The sequence below is a fragment of the Haloferax massiliensis genome (assembly GCF_001368915.1).
GTDB classification, from domain to species: domain Archaea; phylum Halobacteriota; class Halobacteria; order Halobacteriales; family Haloferacaceae; genus Haloferax; species Haloferax massiliensis.
On the sequence record NZ_CSTE01000001.1, the window covers coordinates 450,796 to 469,635 of the forward strand.

The window sequence follows — 18,840 nt, forward strand, 5'->3', positions numbered from 1 at the left end:
CCGGCCGCCGTCTCCCGAGGCGTGACCGGCTCCGACCCTGACTCCGACGCCGACGGCGACCTCGAATCCGACGCCGAACCCGACCGCGGCGACCTCGACCGACTGGTGACGACGCTCCACGACCGCCTCGCCGCGACGGCGACCCGGCCCGTCCGCGAGGACGCGAGCCGATGGCTCGGCGAGGCGGAGGCGGTCGCGGGCGACCTCGCGGTCGGCCCGCTCCCGGACGACGAGGTGGTCCGGACGCGACTCGGCCACGTCGAACGCCTGCTGTCGAACGTCGACGGAACCGAAGACGAACCGGCGGACGAACACGTGGCATCGGCGCGGGCGGCGCTGGCCGACGCGCTGGCGGCGCTCGGTGGGGATGACGGTGGGAGCGACGACGACAGAACCGGGTGAGCGGCTCGACGAGAGAGACGAGAACGGAGAGAGACGAAGCGGGGACGCGGGGGGACCGAGAGAGACGCGCGTGCCGACCGGCGGCCTCAGTCCGAGAACCAGTCTCGCGCGGTGGACGCGAGGATAGAGAGGTCTTCGAACTTGAGCATGCGGAACATGGCGAGCGGACTGCCGCCGTTCGCGGCGTCCAACTGCTCGTTCGGGAGGCGATGGAGGTCTTCGAGCAGTTTGTCGTAGCGCTCGTTGGAGGCGCGGTAGAGCATCTCCGTCATGAACAGCCGGTTTTTCACCTTCGGCGCGACCCGCTCGTGCCACAGCTGGTCGTAGACGGCGAGCTCGGACGCCGAGGTGTCGCGGTCGGAGTTGGTGAGCGCGCGGTCGGCGGTCGCGGCCGCGACCCGGCCCGAGCGCATGCACTTGTCGATGCCCTCGCCCCACAGCGGGTCGACGGTCGGGACCGTGTCACCGATGGCCATGAAGTTGTCCGTGCTCATGCGACCCGGCAGTTGGATGTGCGCGGAGCCGCGGTGCTGTTTGCCCGCGATGCGCTCCGCGTTCGCGAAGCGCGGGTCGGACTCGGTCCAGTACTGGAGGTAGTCGTCGATGGTGTAGCCCGACTTGGCGTTGTGGCGGTGCCCCTCGTTTTGGATGTAGCAGACGCCGACCTTCGCGGTGTCGCCGCCGGTGTGGAATATCCACGAGTAGCCGCCGGGCGCGATGTCGTGGTCGAGCCGAAGCATCATCGCGTCGGTGAGGTCGCCGTAGCCGTCGGGCGCGAGGTCCATGCCCTCGAACTCGTACTCGATGCCGATGGCCTGCTTCTCGCGGCGGAGGTCGCAGACGTCGAGGGCCTTGGCGAGCGGCGCGCTCGGGCCGGTGGCGTCGATGACGATGTCGGCGTACACCTCCTCGTCGCCGTTGTAGCGGACGCCGACGATTTCGCCGCCCTCCATGACGGGTTTGGAGACGCGTGCGTCGAACAAGTACTCCGCGCCGTCGGCCTCCGCCTCGTCGACGAGCCAGTTCTTGAAGTCGGCGAATTCGAGGACCGCACCGGGCTGATGCCGGTGGTAGTGGTTGTTCGGGGACTCCAGGACGACGTCGTCGGTGAAGTTCATCACGACCTCGTCGGGGATGTTGAACGAGGCCATCGTCGACGGGAACGTCCCGGCGGTCGATTTGTTGCTCCTGGAGGGGAACTCGTCTTCGGACTCGGTTTCGAGGACGCACACGTCGTAGTCTCGGGCGGCGAGGTCTCGTGCCGCCTGTCCACCTGCGGGACCCGCGCCCGCGATAATCACGTCGTAGTTGTCTGTCATTGTAGAGTAGGCATCACCGGTAGGGTTGGTCGTACGCGTTACACACCTCTTCTGTAACAAGCGTGTAATCTGCTTTGGTTTTGAACGGGGGAAAACGCGGGTCGCTCGGCGGGTTCTGACCGCTCAGAAGCGACAGATATCCCCGGGAGGCTGCGGGCGAGCGGGGAGCGTGCCGCGCCGCCGGAGCGCGGCGAAACCGACGACCGACAGGGCCGCAAAGCGGGCGGAGGGCGACGCTCAGGCTTTCGGGATGCGGCGAACTTGGAACTCGCGGTAGCCGCCGTAGGCGGCTTCGAGCGCCCCGAGCCACCAGTTCCAGCGCGTCGCGGGGCCGCCCTCGGGCGCGTCGCGCATGTTGCGCACGATTTCGTCGCCCGTGAGCGGCGCGCCGCGGTCGGCCTCGGCCTGCCCCGAGTCGGCGAGGTCGCGGGCCTGCCGGGCGACGACACGGCGTTCGGCGTCGGTGCCGCCGAACTCGGCGAGCGCGTCGCGGAACGACTCCTCGTCGAACGCGGGGTGGGCGTCGCCGTGCCTGTCGGTGGGAATCACGACAACGTCTACGCGGGCCGTACCAAAGAAGGACTCGGCCGATTCGGGGTGGTCAAGACCGGCGGTTTCGGAAGCGCGCGCCCGACGCGCGACGCGGTGACCGCGCTACGCCCACCACTCGCTCCGCCGCTCTCCGTACGTCGCGTTCCGGAACGGTTCGGGCTTGTCGTCGTCGGCCTCCGCGCCGAGGTAGTGGGCGGTCCAGTAGCCGACGTGCCAGCCGACGGCCTCGGTGTCGAGGTCGACGAGGACGACCCGATACTCGCCGTAGGTCTCTAAGGCGTCGTCGCCGTCGGGGTCGTAGCCGCCGGCGATGGCACAGGAGGCCGCGCCCGCGGCGCACGGCGAGGTGTCCGCGAAGGAGATGCGCACCTCGGCGTCCGCCGGGTCGTCCACGTAGGTGTAGGTGAGGTTGTCGGGCATCCCCGGCGCGCCGTCTTCGAAGTAGTCGAGGGCGTGGCGAATCTGCTCGCGGGCCGCGTCGGGGTCCGAGGCGTTCGCGTCGTCGACGTAGACCGTGAAGTTCGGGTCGTCCCACGGGAACGCCTTCTCGGTCGCGTTCGTCTGCGGGAGCGTGTAGAGGATACCCGTGGCGTTCATCAGCTCCGCGGGCTCGTCGCCGTGAGCGAGTCCGAGGGTGTGACCGAGTTCGTGTTTGACGATGTTCACCGTCGAGTCGTCGCCGTATCCGGTGCGGATGTAGACGGTTTCGGGGCGGTCGATCTGTCGCGCGTCGGTGAGATACGGCGCGCAGCCGGCCGCGTCGTCCTGTCCGCTGCACTCCGGGACGGTGTCGGTAAAGCGGACCACGACGTCCGGGTCGCGGGCGTCGGCGTCGACCTCGTAGTCGACTTCGTACCCGAGGTAGCGCGAGTCGTTCACCTCCCAGTACGCCGTCGCCTCGCTCACGAACGCGGCGTAGTCGCGGTCGTCGTCGGGCGCTTCGACGGCGACCACGACGGGGTCGGACCCCCACGGCCCGTATCCGGACGCGGGCGTGAACGTCGTTGTCGGTTCGGACGTCGGCGACGCGGTGGGCGTGGCGGTCGCGGTCGCGGTCGTGGGGGGAGGCGAAGTCGCCGGTGTCGCGGTCGCAGCGGTCGCCGAGTCGGTGGTCGAGGGCGAGGCCGCGGACGTGGCGGTCGTCGCTGTCGTCGCGTCGTTTCCGGTCGGCACCGGCGCGGCACAGCCGGCGAGGACGACGAGCGCCGCGACGAGGAGAGTCGAACCGCGCATACCGAGACTGCGGTGGCGGACGGTCAAGAGCGTTTCCCGACGCGGCGACCGACGGAGCGGTCGCTCGGGGTTCGAAAGCGGCTGAGAGGAGTAAGCCCCCTTCTGTTCGTCCCAGCATTCGGCTCAGCGTCCGCGTCCTTCTCGGGGCGAGCCCCGAGGGCACGACGGGCGAACCCGACGCGCCGTCCGAACTACCTTCGCGGCGCGGACTTGCACCGGTGAGGATTCGCCGTTCCATCCGTTCTCGACCGTCGGCGATGGCGGAAGCCATCTCTCCCTCTGCGGGTTAACTCCCTCCCCTTACGGGTCGGTTCGCTCGCGGACGGTGAAACCGTCCGCGCCGGCGACGGCGTGGCCGTCGCGCGCGCATCATCGGTCGGGTCGAGCGGTCTCGTTTCTGTTCCAGCGCCAGCCGTCTCCGACTCCGGGCTTGCGCCCGGTCACCCGTTCGGACGGTGGGGGGACTTTCCTCATGCCCGTCTCGGGCACGGGAACTGGGCTCTCTCTGCCGACCTACCCTAGTCCGGTCGGTCGGATAAGCGGTTCGATTAACCGGGTCCTACCGGAGTTTAGCCGCACGTTATATCGCAACGAAACCACATAACAGCGGGATAACATTCGAGGGAAGCGTTGAAGTCACCACAGGACTTGAATGGTAGTATGTCCGAGGCGCAGACCGTACACCTCACCTACGATGATGGGGCGCGGGCGGTCGAACTAGCGCGGGAATCGGTCGAATCGTACGTTCTTCACGGACAGAGAGAACAACCGGGCAGCATGCGCGACGCGTTTTACGCCCGAACCGGGGCGTTCGTTCGCATCAAGTCGACACGGGGGCGGGGTCGACTTCGGGGCTGTGCGGGCGCGTATCGGGGGAAAGACCAACTCGGTCATGCGATCGTCGACGCGGCGATAAAGGCCGCCTCGGGCGACTCGTGCCAGACCGAAATCGAAGCGCCCGAACTCCCGAATCTGAACATCTCTGTTTGTATCGTCAACAATTACACGCTGACTAACGACCCAGTCGCAGACATCGAACTCGGCACCCACGGAATCGCCATCGACGCCGGCGGCACCCACGGCTGGATGTACCCGACGCTGCCCGTCGAACTCGGCTGGTCGAAAGAGGAGTTCCTCACGAACGCCTGCCGCAAAGCCGGCCTGTCGCCGCTGGCGTGGCAGGACGACGACACGATGATTACCCTGTTCGAAGGGCAGGTCTTCCGCGAGCGCGACGACGGCGGGAGCGTCGAAGCGCTGTAAGTCGTCGCGGCGACGACTCGACTCCTTGGGGGGAGAGAACCGAACTGACGAGCGACGGCCCCGAGCGCCGCCGCAGAACGAGAACGCGCTTACTCGTCGCCGAAGCCGACGCGCTCGGCGTCTTCCTTGGCCCGCGTCGCGGCCGCGTCGATGTCGAAGTCGAACGCCGAGACGACCTCGCCGTCTCGGACGAGCGGTTCGAGGAGCGCCTCGCCGTCGGTCGGGCCGGGCCGCCCGCGGAGGCCGACGTGGTGGCCGCCGTCGGCCGTGCGGTAGACCTCTTTGACGCCCGAGAGCTTGCCCCGCTTGGCCGCCGGTTCGCCGTCGACCTCGACGATGTCGAGCGCGAAGTCGACCGGATTGGCGTTCGAGATGTAGCCGCCGACGCCGAATCCCTCGACCACGTCGCGGAGGTGGCGGAGTTCGGCCGGGCCGAGACCGCCGCTCACGAAGATGCCCACGTCCTCGTGGCCGCGGGCGTCGAGCTCCCAGCGGACCTCGCGGACGATGTGGCGGAAGTCGCCCCGCCGCGAGGAGGTGGTGTCGAGGCGGACGCTGTCGAGGTCGTCGCCGAGCGCCTCGACCGCCTGTAGCACCTCCTCGGTCTCGTCGCCGTAGGTGTCACAGAGGGCGACCCGCGGCACGTCCTCGGCGACCGCCTCGTCGAACGCGCGGAACGCCTCGGCCTGATGGCCGCGCCCGAAGGCGATGAGCAGTGCGTGGGGCATCGTCCCCGACGCCTCCTTCCCGAGAATCTCGCCGGCGGCGACGTGCGAGAAGCCGTCGAGGCCGGCCACGAGGGCGCTCCGCTCGACCATCGCGGCGATGGCGGGGTGGACGTGCCGCGCGCCGAACGACAGCACCGTCGAGTCGGGGGCCGCCGAGCGGGCTTCGAGGGCGGCCGTCGCACAGCCCGACGCGTGCGAGAGGAAGCCCAGAAGCGAGGTTTCGAGTCGGGCGAACTCCAGATAGTCGCCCTCGATTCGCATCACGGGGCCGCCGTCGAACAGCGTGCCCTCGGGCATCGCGTCGACGTCGATATCGCGGCCGGAGAGCAGTTCCGCGGCGTCCTTCACGCCGGCGAACAGCTCGAACTCGCCGTCGGGGAACTGGTCGGCCGTCACCTCGGCGACGACGCGGGGGTTCTTGCCCGCGTGCCGGAGGGTCGCCTCGGTCCGCTCGAAGTAGGCGTCGGTCGCGACGCCGTCGCGGATGGCCTCGGGACCGACGATATCGAAGTCACTCATTGGCGCGGATTCCACCCGGCCGATGAAAAAGGTGTATAATCGGTCACGTGCGTCGAAGACGAATTCTCTTCAACGGGTCAGCAGACGGCGACGGCCGCGAAGTAGACCGTCCCGTTCTTCCGGACGTACCCGGTGCCCGGCGACCACGGCCGGTCTTCGAGCGAAATCATCGATTCAGCGGCCAGCGCGTCGTCGAAGGCGGCCCGTTCGGCGGGCGTGAGCGACTCGTAGGCGACTATCTCCGCGTCGGCGGGAACGTCGTCGGCCGGGTCCACGTCGAGTTGCGGCGGGCAACTGTTCGACCACGGAACGAGCGACCCAGTGACGAAGAGGAAGGCCGCGACGGACAGGACGAGCAAGGAGGCGACGAGCGCGAAGCGACCGAGTTGGCTGGGCATACGGAGCAACTGTCAGCCGATTCACAAGTACTTTCCCCTAGCTTCGCTGGTGAACCTCGTCCAACTGTTCCACCGTCGGCGCGTTGACGACGGTGACCGTGTCGCCGTCTCTCGTCACCCGGTAGGCGTCCGCGAAGGGGCCGTCGTCAACGCGGTAGGTGTCCTCGCCCGCGGCCGACGCGTCGAGGGAGAGTCGGAGCGTGTCGTTCACGTACGCCCGCTCGAACTGCTCGGCGTCCGCCTCGGTGTCCCAGACCGTCCGCCAGACGTAGCCGCGCTCGTGGGGGTTCGCCTCGTAGGTCTCGTCCGACGCCGGGCGGTAGGGAACCACCGCGTCGCCGGCCCAGCCCTCGGAGGGGTCGGCCGTGTAGTTGTACGGCGAGTACGCGCCGGGGTCCTGTTGGAGGCTCGCCCGGTCGACGGCGCGGTGCTTCCAGAACGTCGCGAAGATGGACGCCTCGCCGACCGCGTCGGCGACGGGGTCGGTGTCGTAGCGCGTCCACGCGGCCGACGAGCGGTCTTCGACCGTCACCTCGACCGGGCGCTCGTCGGGGTATCGGTTCGGGTGGAGCACCTGCTCGGTCGAGGTGGGGCGGGTCGCGTAGGCGTCGTCGACGGCCGCCCAGCCGCCCCGCTCGCGCAGGTCCGAGACGAACGTCGGCCCCTCGCTGTAGGGCGTGTAGATGACGAGGAAGACCGGATAGTCGACCGCCCCGCCGCCCGACCCACTGCTCGACGGGCGGGAAACGCAGTCCCAGTCGGCCTCGCAGCGGGCCTCGTACAGGCGGTCGACGTAGCGGGCGTCGCCTTCGACCAGCCCGCTGTGGGCGAGTTGGGCGTCCTGCGTCGACGGGGAACCGCCCAGACCGAACTGCTGGTCCTGTGCGGCGTGGACCAGTTCGTGGGCGAGCGTCTGCCGGTCGATGGTCGGTTGGGCGTCGTTGCTCACGACGACGATGCGGTCCTCGGAGGTGGAGTAGTAGCCGAGCACCACGCCGCCGTACAGCTCGTCGAACACCTCGTCGATGGTCCGGTCCTCGCCGACCAGCAACAGCGCCTCCCACACCTGGTCGTTCCAGTCGCCGTGGACCGGGTCGGTCGACTCGTCGGACTCGTTTCGGTACTCGGCGCGCGAGACGACCTCGACCGGCACGGACTCCTCGAATTCGAGTCCGCGGACGACCTCGACGCGGGCCATCGTGCGGGCGACGAACACCTCCATCTCGGAGTCGTTCAGTCCGTCGGACTGGTCGACCGCGATGGACTCGTTGTACCAGTAGCCGTTCTCCCAGCCCAGTCGGTCGGTCGGCGGGTCGTCGGGCCACGACCAGTCGGCGGCCGGGTCCGCGGCCCCGACCGCGGCGTCCGAGTCGTCCCCCGCGGCGCCCGGGTCGGCGACGGGGGCGGCACAGCCGGCGACGACGAGCAGAACTGCAGAGAGAACGGCGGCGAGGCGGCGGTTCATAGCGAGTCCACGGGCGGGAGGGGAAAAAGCGCCTCGGCGTGGGGGTTACGACGCGAGCCCCGGCCGAATCTCGTCCACGTCGGCGGGCGTCGGCCCGTTGACGACGACGACGCGGTCGCCCGTGCGGACGACCCGGAAGGCGTCGTTGAACGGGCCGTCCTCGACGACGTAGACGCCGTCGTCCCGCCGGGCGGCGTCGTGGGCGCTGAGGATGTTCAGGTAGGCGTCGCGGAACTCCCGCGCGTCGCCGTCGGTGTCCCACTCGGTCACCCAGACGTAGCCGTACTCGGTGTCCGCGCCGGCCGCGTTACGGTAGGGGAACAGGCGGTCGTTCGCCCAGCCGTTCGACGGCGCGGCGTCGTAGTTGTACGTGTCGTACCGCGAGTCCGTGTCGAGGATGGACTGGACGCGGACGGTCTCCGCGCCGGACGTGCGGGCCTGATACCAGAACATCGAGAAGATAGACGCCTCGCCGACCGTGTCGGAGCCCTCGACACCCTGGTCGGGGAAGGTGGTCCAGCCGTTCGTCCCCTCGTCGGCGAAGGAGACGGGACGCGGCGACTCGTCGGTCACGTGGATGGTCTGTTCGGTGGACGCCGGCGGGTCGCGCAGGGCGTCGTTGACGGCCGCCCAGCCGCCCCGCTCGTAGAGGTCGTGGACGTACACCGGGCCGTCGGAGTACGGCTGGTAGATGGTGATCAGGACGCCGAGGTTCGGGCTGCCGCCGCGGCTGTTTTCGGTGTCGGGCGTGACGACGCAGTCCCACGTCCCGGCCGCGCACCGCTCGCTGTACTGTCGTTCGACGTAGCTGGCGTCGCCCTCGATGATGCCGTCGGTGGCGAGGTCGCCGTCCTGCGTCTCGCTGCGGAAGCGGGCGTCGGTCAGGTCGAACCGCTGGTCCTGTACGGCGTGGACCAGTTCGTGGACGAGCGTGGCGTTGTCGATGGTCGGCTCGCCCGGTGAGTCGGTGACGACCTTGATTTCGCCGTCGGACGGCGAGTAGAAGCCGAGGACCGAACTCCCGGTCGTCGCCGAGATGGCGTTCGCGCTCGTGGTCGACTCACCGGCGATGAAAAGCGCCTCCCACACTTGGTCGTTCCAGCGGTTGAACTCGGAGTCGGGCGAGCCGGAGCCGCCGGCGTTGGCGCTCCGGTATTCGTCGCGGGAGATGACGCTGACGGGGACGCGCTCGTCGAACTCCAGCTGTCGGATGTGCTCGACGCGGGCCATCCCGCGGGCGACGTACGCTTCCATCTCGGAGTCGTTCAGGCCGTCGGACTGGTCGACCGCGATGGGTTCGTCGTACCAGTAGCCGTTCTCCCAGCCGAGCACGTCCTGGTCGGGGTCGTCGAAGCCGTCTCTGTCCGGGTCGGGGGTCGCGGGCGACGCGTCGCCGCCGGGCGCGGCCGTGGGGGCGGCACAGCCGGCGAGAACCAAGAGCACGGCGGCGAAAACGGCGCGGAGACCGGTGGTTCGCATATCGTACCCTTAGACTCCGGAGTGAAGTACCTTGTCGGGTTCGGGCGTCGAACCGGCGGACCGCGATGCGGTTCGGGCCGGTCGCGTCGGGCGGGTCGAATCTGACCGGCGTACTGTTTTGGTCGTCCCGGCGCAACCCACGCACATGGCACTCGACCCGAAGCGAACCGCGGTGGTCGTCGTCGATATGCAGAACGGCTTTTGTCACCCCGACGGGAGCCTGTTCGCGCCGGGGAGCGAATCCGCGGTCGGCCCCGTCACGGAGCTCGTCGCCGCCGCCCGCGACGCCGGCGCGCGCGTCGTCTACACCCGCGACGTCCACCCGCCGGAGCAGTTCGACGGCAACCACTACTACGACGAGTTCGAGCGCTGGGGGGAACACGTCGTCGAGGGGACGTGGGACGCCGACCTCCACGGCGACCTCGACGTGCGCGACGAGGACCTCGTCGTCGAGAAGCACACCTACGACGCGTTCCACCAAACGCAGTTGGAGGGCTGGCTCGACAGCCACGGCGTGGACGACCTGCTCATCTGCGGCACGCTGGCGAACGTCTGCGTCCTCCACACCGCCGGAAGCGCGGGCCTGCGGGACTACCGACCGATTCTCGTCGCCGACGCGCTCGGCTACATCGAGGAAGGACACAAGGAGTACGCCGTCGATCACGCCGACTGGCTGTTCGGCGAGACGACGACGCTCGCGGACGTGGCGTTCGAGTAGCCGGGGGCGGCAGGACGCGGTCGGACCGCGACCGCTGATTCGGCCCCGGCATCCACCTCAGCCCCGTCCCCGACCCGACCCGACCCGACCGCGGTTCAGTCCCGAAAGAGCCGATACGCGCCCTGTCCGGTTGCGACGGCGTCGTCCCAGTCGCTCGACGGCGACTGTCGGGCGGCCACGTCGGCGTCCTCCTCGGGGTCGGTGCTGACGACGGTGATAGTGCTCACGCCGACCGACCCGCCCGCGCGGACCACCTCCGCGACCGCCGTCAGGTCGCCCGACGCCCGCCGCAGGTAGTTCACGTTGAGGTTGATGGTGGCGACGCCGCCGGCGACCGGGTCGTCGAGCATCGTCCGGAGGGCGATGCCGCCCGCGGTGTCGATGAGCGTCGCCGCGATGCCGCCGTGGATGGTGGGCGGCGACACGGTGTTGGTGAGCTTCTCGTCGTACGGGATGGTCATCACGATGCGGCCGCGCTCGATGGCGTCGACGCTGGTGTCGAGCCACGACAGGTAGCCGTGTTCGTCCTCGATGTGTCGCTGGACGATGGCCGCGGCCTCGGCGGGAAAGTCGTCGGTCATATCACGAACGAGTATGTCAGATAGTATGTAACCGACGGTCGGTGACACCCCGACGGGATTCCCGCGAGCGAAGCGAGCGGGAAGTCGTCGGGGGAATGAGGCCGAGCCGAGTGGACCCGACGGAATTCTCACGGGCGAAGCGAGCGGGAAGTCGTCACACCGGAACCGCGTGAAGTATATACACGTTCCCGGACTGGTACGGGTATGAGCGATTCCCGCGTCGTTCTCGTCGACGAGTGCCCCGACGACCTCGTCGAGGCTGTCGAGCGACGCGGGTTCACAACAGAGTCGTGCGCGGGACCGGACGCAGTGTTCGACGTCCTCGACGGCGGAGTCGGCGGCGTCGTCCTCTGCGGCGACGTCGACACCGGGTTCGTCTCCCGCGTCCGCGGCCGGGCCGGCGTGGTCCCGGTGTTTTTCCTCGTCGGCGACGGGACCGCGAGCGCCGGTGAGTCGGCCCACGGCGGCGGTGCCATCGCCCTCGACGAACCGGAAGTGCCGGCGGCGGCCGACTCGGTCGCCGCGCGAGTCGAACGAGTCATCGAGTTCTCACGGTGGGCGTCGAGCGACCGGAACTCGGACTCGCTGTATCGGACCGTCGTCGAACAGAGCCACGACGCCATCTTCGTCACGCAGGGCGGCGAGTTCCGCTTTTGGAACCGCCGGCTGACCGAACTCACCGGCCTGAGCGACGGTGAACTCGCCGAGACGCCGGTGTTGAGCGTCGTCCACTCCGACGACCGCGAGCGGGCCGCCGCCATCGCCGCGACGCGGCGGCGGGGCGGCGACGCCCCCGTGAGCTACGAGACACGCATCGTCGACGCCGACGGCAATACCCGCGAGTGTTCGGCGAACGTCAGGGAAATCGAGTATCACGGCTCCTACGGGGTCCTCGTCTCGGTGCGCGACGTGACCGAACAGCGGGCCACGGAGGCGCGGTTCCGCGGCCTCGTGGAGCTGGCTCGGGACCTCGTCACCCTCGTCGGGACCGACGGGCGAATCAGGTACCAGAGCCCCTCGGTCGCCGACGTGCTCGGCTTCGAGCCCGGCGAACTGGTCGGGAGGTCCGTCTCCGACCTGATTCACCCCGACGACTGGGAGGACGTCGAGGAGGTTTTCGAGCGCGCGCTCCAGACCGGAGCCGACGGGACCGACCCCGTCCGCTACCGTCACCGGAACGCCGAGGGGTCGTGGACGTGGCTCGAATCCGTGGGGAGCAACCAGACGGATACCTCGGTCGACGGGTTCGTCGTCACCTCGCGGAACGTGACCGAACAGCGGAGCTACGAACAGCGGCTCAAGCGCTACGAGACCATCGTCGAGAGCATCGGACAGGGCGCGTACGTGGTCGACGAGGCGGGTGTCGTCCAGTTCATCAACGAGGCCGCGCTGTCGCGGACGAACATCCCCATGTCGGCGTTCGTCGGCCGGCACGTCTCCGCGCTGTGCGACGCCGGCTATCTCGCCGCCGACCAGTACGAGCGCGCCGAGGCCGCCCTCGACGCCGTCCTCGGCGGCGAGAGCGAGCGCGAGCGCTTCGAAATCGAGCTGTCGCTCCCGGAAGAAGTGTACGTGGTCGAGTTCACCGTCTCGCCCATCGTCGGCGACGACGGCGAGGTCGTGGGCGCGGTCGCCATCTCGACGGACGTCACGGAGCGAAAGCGGTACGAACAGCGGCTCAACGCGCTCCACGCGTCGACCCGACGGCTGACGGGGGCGACGAGCCGCGAGGAGGTCGCCGACATCGTCCGCGAGGCCGCCACCGAAATCCTCGACTACGCGATCAGCGGCGTCCTCCTGTACGACGAGTCGCTGGACGCGCTCGTCCCGGCGGCGTTCACCGACGAGGCGTGGGCGGTGTTCGGCGACGTGCCGCCGATTCCGCGGGGGACCGGCCTGACGTGGGAGGTGTTCGAGCGCGGCGAGCACAACCTCTACCGGGACGTGGACTCGAACCCTCGGCGGGCCGTCCGCGACGCCGGGGTCAGAGAGGAGCTCATCGTCCCGATTCCCGACCACGGCGTGTTCTTCGTCGCCTCGCTCGACGAGGGTGAGCTGGCCGACCAGCGCATCGCGCTGGCGAAGGTGCTGGCCGCGAACACCCGTGCCGTCTTGGACCGGGTCGAACGCGAGCGACTCCTGCGGAAGCGCGAGCGCGAACTCGCCAGCCAGAACGAACAGCTCGAATCGTTCGCGTCGGTCGTCTCCCACGACCTCAAGAACCCGCTCAACGCGGCGATGGGCTATCTCGACCTCGCCCGCGAGCAGTACGGCGGCGACGAGTTGGACCGCGTCGCCGACGCCCACGAGCGGATGGCCGCTATCGTCGAGGACGTGCTGGCGCTCGCGCGGAACGGCCAGATGGTCGAGGCGGCAGAGCGGCTGCCGCTCCGTCCCGTCGCCGAGGCGGCGCGCCGGAGGCGACCCTCGCTGTCGACGGCGACGTCGCGGTCGACGCCCACCGCGGGCGGCTCAGACAGCTCCTCGAAAACCTCTTTTCGAACGCGGTCCGCCACGGCGGCGACGACGTGACCGTCCGCGTCGGCCCCCTCGGCGACCGCGACGGATTCTACGTCGCGGACGACGGTCCGGGGATTCCGCCGGACGAGCGGCCCCGCATCTTCGAGGCGGGCTACACCACGAGCTCCGAGGGGACGGGGTTCGGCCTCAGCGTCGTCATGAGCGTCGTGAACGCCCACGGCTGGAGCGTCTGGTTCGTCGAGAGCGACGACGGCGGCGCGCGCTTCGAAATCACGACGGAGAGCGACCACTGACAACCTCGAACGCCGTCGCCGACGCTCCCGAACACCGCCGACGACGACGGCGTCCGCCTCGGGCGGCAGCAACACCTACCTTCGGGTCGGTCGAACGAGGGATATGGAGACGCCAGACGAGACGACGGTCCGCGCGGTCGAGTCGTGCCGGGGGTCGCTTCCCGAGACCGTCGACGGCGGGCGGGTGCTGTTCGGGTTCGACGGCTACGTCGACCGCGTTCGGGAGTTCGTCTCCGAGCGGCAGTCGGCCGACGCCTACGAGCGGGTGCCGACCCTCGAAGCGTTCGCCGACCGCGTGAACGACTCGGTCGACGCCGAGAGCTCGCTCAGCTTCGAGTGGATTCAAGCCGGCGTCCGCACCGGCGGCCACGTGAGCCACCTCGCGCGCGCCTTCGACCGATTGGGGTTCGACCCCGGAGTCGTCGGCTGCCTCGGCGACCCGGTCGAAGAGCCGTTCGCCGAGGAGTTCGGCCACCTCCCGCTGGAGACCCTCGGGTCGCCCGGCTACACCGACGCCGTCGAGTTCGGCGACGGGAAGCTGATGCTCACCGAAATCGGCGCGCTGATGACGCTCGACTGGGCCGGCATCGAGTCGCGGGTCGGCCTCGACCGGCTGGCCGAACTGGTCGACGGAGCCGAACTCGTCGGGATGGGCTACTGGTCGGAGATGCCCGAGCTACCGGACGTGGCCCGCGGCCTCCGCGAGGAGCTGTGGCCGACGCTCTCGGACCCGCCGGAGACGCTGCTTTTGGACCCCGGCGACCTCAGAAAACGGGAGCCGGCCGTGGTCGCCGCGGGCGTCGAGCAGGTGTCGGCGCTGGACGACGCGGTTCGCGTCGTCGTCTCGGCGAATCGCTACGAGACACGCTACCTCGCGCGGCTGGCGGGCGTCGAGAGCGACGACTTCGGTCGCGAGTCGCGGGCGGCGTTCGACCACCTCGGCGTCAGCCGGTTCGCGGGCCACGGCGTCGACGCGGCGCACCTCGTCGACGACGGGGGGACCGCGACCGTCGGCGTCCCCCGGACGGACGACCCGGTGTTGACGACGAGCGCGGGCGACCACTTCAACGCGGGCCTCGCGCTCGCGCACGTCCTCGGCCTCGGCCGCGCGGAGTCGCTCGTCGCCGGCAACGCGGTCGCTGGACACTTCGTCAGAAACGGGTCGCCGCCGACGTACGACGAACTCCGGGCGTTCGCCTCGGCGTATCTCGATTACTTCGACTCGGATTAAATACCGATTGTCCACACAAGGGTCAGATATATTACTAGAATCGCCGTACCGATATGTGTCGGTAGCACCCCCACACGGGCGCACCGCCGGAGGGTCCGCGTGTCGCCTCCGTCCGGGCGCGGTACCGACCCCACCGTGGCATCCAGCGCCCGGGTGCCACCTCCCCACCACGGTCCCGTTCTGACGCACCGTCGGCTCTTCACTCGGACCGCGGGTCGCGTTCGAGGTCGTCTATCGCCGACCCGACGAGATGTCGGAGCGCTCTGCGAAGCCGCTGTGAGAGCGCCTGCTCGGTGATGCCCAACTGGCTCGCGATGTCGTCGAGGGCAGTCTCTTTCGGCGTCTCGAAGTAGCCCCGTTCGAAGGCGAGTCGAAGCGCGGTCAGTTGCTTCTCCGAGAGGGCGATGTCCGGCGGGTGGCGCTCGTCGAGGCGGGCCGGTTCGACGCGGCGAACGTCGATGTCGATGTCGCGGGAGAGACAGGCGTCGTGGAACCGGGTGGTCAGTTCGTTCGACGGGAAGTACACCGAAAGCGACCAGCCGTAGCTCGTGCCGACCATCCGCCGGACGATGCCGTCGCACTCGTGAATCGCCGAGATGATGTCGCCGTCGCGGGTCGCCCACTCGCAGCGGTAGAGCCGACCCTCGGGGCCGTCGGAAATCGGTTCGAAGCGGTCGATGCTCGCGTGGTCGTCGAGCAGGCCGTCGAGCGCCTCGCGGTCGCTCCCGCGGGCGACGAAGTACGGGACCGGTTCGCCCGTCACCGGGATACCGCCGACGAGCGTGAGTTCGAACTCGGGGTCGTCGAGCGCCACGTCGGAGGACGGCCCGGCCAGCGGGTGTCCGAGTTCGACCTCGTACCCGCTTGCGTGGTCGTCGGTCATCGCGGCGGGAAGCCGACGGCTGCGTCGAAAACCCAACCGACGGCACGCGCTCGTATGTCGAGTCTCACAAACGGAGAAAATTACGGGCGAGCGAAGGATATTTTTTGCGGAGCCTCACCCTTTCATAGTAAAGGCATTTAAAAGTGAGCCCTCAAAATGGAGGGGAGTGTGGTCGCCCCCGGCGGGCGCTCTCGTGTCAGCCGAACATTATTTCTGCGGTATCAGTCGAGTCGAATCGGGTCGGCGCTGGGACGAATCGCGACCGACACCTCGTCGCCGACGGCGAACTCGTGACCGGGGCAGACGACTTTGGTCCCGAAGCCGACGCGAGACGCGAATAGTGACAATCCGGTGACTCGAACGCCGTCGACGAGTACGTCGAAGTCGGTCCACGGAACGTCGCGGCCGGCGGTCCGGCCGACCAGCTCGCCGAGGAGCGACAGCGACTGCCCGCTTTCGACGGGCGAGAGCGTGCCCCCGAACCCGTAGTGAGCGAGGCCGCCGTCGAGGACGACGCCCTCGTCGCTGGCGAGGCCGACGAACTCGTCGGGTCCGACCCCCGCGTCGGCGCGGGCCGGGGCGTCGAGGACGACGAACGTCTCGGCCGTCTCGACGACGGTTCCCGTCCCGTCCCAGTCGAGCGGCGAGACGGTCACGTCGGGCGAGACCGGGAGCGACCCGCGGGCGCGGTGGTGGTTCGCGTCGGCGGCCCGGAAGCCGAGGTGGACGTGGTTCGAGACCCACGGGGCGAAGAACCCCGAGCGGACGAGTCGTCCCAGCGAGTCGCCGACCGCGACCTCGTCGCCCGCGTCGACGCCGGGGTCGACGTGGAGGATGCGCGCGACCAGTCCGTCGCGGGGGTCGTCGTCGGGGTCGCCGAGCCAGTCCAGCCCGGACGCCTCGGCGTCCACGTCCACGAGCACGAGGTACTCGTCGTCGTGGGCGTAGGGCTTGTCGGGCGCGCGGACGGTCCGCGTCTCGCGGACGACGCCCCCGACGGGCGAGCGGGCCACCGGGTCGTCGTCGGCGACGTAGAGGTCGATTGCGCAGCCGCCGTCGTGGGCGGGGTACGGCGAGTTGTAGAGCGAGAAGCGCTCGAAGCGCGAGAGCGTCGACCGCGGCAGTCGCAGCATGGTCGTCGGGACGTGACGGGTGCGCTTAGGTACGTCGGGGTGTTCCTCTCGGGTATGCGCGTCATCCGCGGCCGCGGGCCCGACCGGGAGGCGGACCGGGCGGTCACCGCGGCCATGCTCCGCGAGGCGGGCGAGGCGGGCGAACCGGCGTTCCGCGCGTGGACGCCGCACCGACAGCTCGCGTTCGGCAGGCGCGACACCCGCGCCCCGCGGTACGACGAGGCCGCCGCCGCCGCCGAGGAACGCGGCTTCCCCGCCGTCGAGCGTTCCGTCGGCGGCCGGGCCGTAGCCTACACGGGAACCACCGTCGCGTTCGCCCACGCGCTCCCGCTCGACGACGCCCGGAGCGGTCTCGACGCGCGGTACGAGGCCGGAACGACCGCCGTCGTCCGCGCCCTGCGGAGCCTCGGCGTCCCCGCGCGGCGGGGCGAGCCCTCGCAGTCGTACTGCCCCGGCGACCACTCGGTCCAAGCGGGCGGGAAGCTCTGCGGCCTCGCCCAGCGGGTCCGAAAGGAGAGCGCGCTCGTCTCCGGCGTGGTCGTCGTCGCCGACCGCGACGAGATAGCCGACGTGCTCGCGCCCGTCTACGAGGCCATCGACGTTCCCTTCGACCCGAACTCGGTCGGCAGCGTCGCCGACGCCGGCGGTCCGGGAAGCCCGGACGCGGTCTGCGACGCCCTCGAAACCGTCTTCGTCGGCGACGCGGAGACGCGAGTCGAGGACGCGGCCGACCTCGCGTGAGCGACTCGGGACGGGGCCGACAGCCGGGCGATGCGGCCGGCCGCGACCGCTCCGCGAACCACCGGAGCCATCACTACCCGAACCGCCGGACTTAGCACCCGGCGCGTCGCACCCCCTCGTATGCGAATCGAGAACGCGACGCTGGCCGACGGCCGCGCCGTCGACGTCCGCGTCGAGGACGGGACCGTCGAGGCGGTCGGCGACCTCGACCCCGTCGCCGACGAGGAGACCGTCGACGCCGAAGGGAACCTGCTTCTGCCGGGCGCTATCGACGTGCACGTCCACTTCCGCGAACCGGGCTTCGAGCACAAAGAGACGTGGGAGACGGGCGCGAAAAGCGCCGCCGCGGGGGGCGTGACGACCGTCGCCGACCAGCCGAACACCGACCCGACGACGACCGACGGCGCGGGCTTCGACGCGAAGGCAGAACGCGCCGCGAACGCCTGTATCGACTACGGCATCAACGGCGGCGTCACCGCCGACTGCGACCCCGACAGCCTGTTCGACCGGCCGCTTTTCGCCCTCGGCGAGGTGTTCCTCGCCGACTCGACCGGCGACATGGGCATCGAGGCCGACCTGTTTGCCGAGGCCGCGGAACGCGCCGGCGAGGCGGGCGTTCCCGTCACGGTCCACGCCGAGGACGCCGACCTGTTCGACGAGTCCGCAATCGAGGGCGACCTCGGCGGGGTCGGCCGCGACGCCGACGCCGACGCGTGGAGCGCCTACCGGACCGCCGAGGCCGAGGCGGTCGCCGTCGAGCGCGCCGTCCGCGTCGGCGGCGAGACCGGCGCGCAGATTCACATCGCCCACACGAGCACGCCCGAGGGCGTCGACGCCGCCCGCGACGGCGGCGCGACCTGCGAGGCGACGCCGCACCACCTGTTTCTGTCCCGCGACGACCTCGCCGAACTGGGAACCTACGGCCGGATGAACCCGCCGCTGCGCTCCGCGGAGCGCCGCGAGGCCATGTTCGAGCGCCTCGCCGACGGCCGCATCGACGTGGTCGCCACGGACCACGCGCCGCACACGCGCGAGGAGAAAGAACAGTCGCTTCTCGACGCCCCGAGCGGCGTCCCCGGCGTCGAGACGATGGTTCCCCTGCTTCTCGGCGCGGTCGTCGCCGGCGACCTCACCGCCGAGCGCGTCCGCGACGTGGTCGCCGCGAACCCCGCCGACGTGTTCGACCTGCCGCGCAAGGGCCGAATCGAGGCGGGCGCTGACGCCGACCTCGCGCTCTACGACCTCGACGCCGCCCGCGAGATTCGCGGCGCGGACCTCCACTCGAACTGTGACTGGACCCCGTTCGAGGGCCACACCGGCGTCTTCCCCGAGTGGACGATGCTCCGCGGCGAGTTCGTCTGGGACGGCGAGGGCTTCGGCGCGGTCGCCGGCGAGAACGTCCGCGACTGACCGGAGGCGGG

At 69.9% G+C, this 18,840-nt stretch carries 16 protein-coding genes, 1 other RNA gene and 1 pseudogene; 7 read left to right on the forward strand and 11 right to left on the reverse strand.

From position 1 onward, the window contains the following. Positions 1–21: 21 nt before the first annotated feature. Entirely contained in the window at positions 22–402 is a 381-nt protein-coding gene (locus tag BN996_RS02150) for a DUF8152 family protein (RefSeq protein WP_193310918.1), read from the forward strand. Between the two features lie 86 nt (positions 403–488). On the opposite strand, the gene BN996_RS02155 is transcribed toward BN996_RS02150, so the two are convergent. From BN996_RS02155 to rnpB, 4 genes are all read right to left on the reverse strand, one after another. After that, on the reverse strand, positions 489–1,721 hold the full coding sequence (locus BN996_RS02155; protein ID WP_089776962.1) for a digeranylgeranylglycerophospholipid reductase: 1,233 nt from the start codon (positions 1,719–1,721) through the stop codon (positions 489–491). A gap of 237 nt (positions 1,722–1,958) precedes the next feature. Continuing rightward, positions 1,959–2,270, reverse strand: a complete 312-nt coding sequence (locus BN996_RS02160; protein WP_058566260.1) for a WNWW family protein — start codon at positions 2,268–2,270, stop codon at positions 1,959–1,961. Between the two features lie 105 nt (positions 2,271–2,375). After that, positions 2,376–3,506: a zinc metalloprotease gene (locus tag BN996_RS02165; protein ID WP_089776963.1), complete on the reverse strand. Its 1,131-nt coding sequence runs from the start codon at positions 3,504–3,506 to the stop codon at positions 2,376–2,378. 79 nt (positions 3,507–3,585) lie between these two features. Then, positions 3,586–4,016, reverse strand: an RNA gene (rnpB, locus tag BN996_RS02170) — RNase P RNA component. A gap of 150 nt (positions 4,017–4,166) precedes the next feature. Between rnpB and BN996_RS02175 the strand changes: the two genes are divergently transcribed. Next, positions 4,167–4,769, forward strand: a complete 603-nt coding sequence (locus BN996_RS02175; RefSeq protein ID WP_004041686.1) for a TIGR00296 family protein — start codon at positions 4,167–4,169, stop codon at positions 4,767–4,769. Between the two features lie 89 nt (positions 4,770–4,858). Here the strand turns inward: BN996_RS02175 and BN996_RS02180 are convergent, their stop codons facing one another. The 4 genes from BN996_RS02180 to BN996_RS02195 all read right to left on the reverse strand — a co-directional run bounded on the left by BN996_RS02180 (position 4,859) and on the right by BN996_RS02195 (position 9,358). Next, on the reverse strand, positions 4,859–6,016 hold the full coding sequence (locus BN996_RS02180; RefSeq protein WP_089776964.1) for a nicotinate phosphoribosyltransferase: 1,158 nt from the start codon (positions 6,014–6,016) through the stop codon (positions 4,859–4,861). 77 nt (positions 6,017–6,093) lie between these two features. Further along, positions 6,094–6,414: a DUF7979 domain-containing protein gene (locus tag BN996_RS02185; protein WP_089776965.1), complete on the reverse strand. Its 321-nt coding sequence runs from the start codon at positions 6,412–6,414 to the stop codon at positions 6,094–6,096. Positions 6,415–6,451: 37 nt separating this feature from the next. Next, on the reverse strand, positions 6,452–7,879 hold the full coding sequence (locus tag BN996_RS02190) for an Hvo_1808 family surface protein (RefSeq protein WP_089776966.1): 1,428 nt from the start codon (positions 7,877–7,879) through the stop codon (positions 6,452–6,454). A 45-nt stretch (positions 7,880–7,924) separates the two neighbouring features. Further along, positions 7,925–9,358: an Hvo_1808 family surface protein gene (locus BN996_RS02195; RefSeq protein WP_089776967.1), complete on the reverse strand. Its 1,434-nt coding sequence runs from the start codon at positions 9,356–9,358 to the stop codon at positions 7,925–7,927. Positions 9,359–9,503: 145 nt separating this feature from the next. Between BN996_RS02195 and BN996_RS02200 the strand changes: the two genes are divergently transcribed. Further along, positions 9,504–10,076 carry a cysteine hydrolase family protein gene (locus tag BN996_RS02200; protein ID WP_089776968.1) on the forward strand — a complete coding sequence of 191 codons (573 nt, stop codon included), beginning with the start codon at positions 9,504–9,506 and terminating at the stop codon, positions 10,074–10,076. Positions 10,077–10,171: 95 nt separating this feature from the next. Here BN996_RS02200 and BN996_RS02205 read toward each other — a convergent pair whose 3' ends face one another. Beyond that, complete coding sequence (locus BN996_RS02205) at positions 10,172–10,657, reverse strand: PaaI family thioesterase (protein WP_089776969.1); 486 nt, start codon at positions 10,655–10,657, stop codon at positions 10,172–10,174. 204 nt (positions 10,658–10,861) lie between these two features. Between BN996_RS02205 and BN996_RS02210 the strand changes: the two are divergent. Together BN996_RS02210 and BN996_RS02215 are read left to right on the forward strand one after the other, a co-directional pair. Continuing rightward, a pseudogene (locus BN996_RS02210) lies at positions 10,862–13,431 on the forward strand (PAS domain S-box protein). Positions 13,432–13,534: 103 nt separating this feature from the next. Beyond that, on the forward strand, positions 13,535–14,662 hold the full coding sequence (locus tag BN996_RS02215) for a ketohexokinase (RefSeq protein ID WP_089776970.1): 1,128 nt from the start codon (positions 13,535–13,537) through the stop codon (positions 14,660–14,662). 199 nt (positions 14,663–14,861) lie between these two features. Here the strand turns inward: BN996_RS02215 and BN996_RS02220 are convergent, their stop codons facing one another. Together BN996_RS02220 and BN996_RS02225 are read right to left on the reverse strand one after the other, a co-directional pair. Then, a complete protein-coding gene (locus BN996_RS02220; protein ID WP_089776971.1) occupies positions 14,862–15,545 on the reverse strand; it encodes a helix-turn-helix domain-containing protein in 684 nt (227 codons plus the stop codon). A 221-nt stretch (positions 15,546–15,766) separates the two neighbouring features. After that, positions 15,767–16,678 carry a DUF8155 domain-containing protein gene (locus BN996_RS02225; RefSeq protein WP_089776972.1) on the reverse strand — a complete coding sequence of 304 codons (912 nt, stop codon included), beginning with the start codon at positions 16,676–16,678 and terminating at the stop codon, positions 15,767–15,769. 54 nt (positions 16,679–16,732) lie between these two features. Between BN996_RS02225 and BN996_RS02230 the strand changes: the two genes are divergently transcribed. Together BN996_RS02230 and BN996_RS02235 are read left to right on the forward strand one after the other, a co-directional pair. Next, a complete protein-coding gene (locus BN996_RS02230) occupies positions 16,733–17,419 on the forward strand; it encodes a lipoate--protein ligase family protein (protein ID WP_089776973.1) in 687 nt (228 codons plus the stop codon). A 120-nt stretch (positions 17,420–17,539) separates the two neighbouring features. After that, positions 17,540–18,829 (forward strand): dihydroorotase, encoded by a 1,290-nt coding sequence (locus tag BN996_RS02235; protein ID WP_089776974.1) that lies wholly within the window; start codon positions 17,540–17,542, stop codon positions 18,827–18,829. The last annotated feature ends 11 nt before the right edge of the window (positions 18,830–18,840 follow it).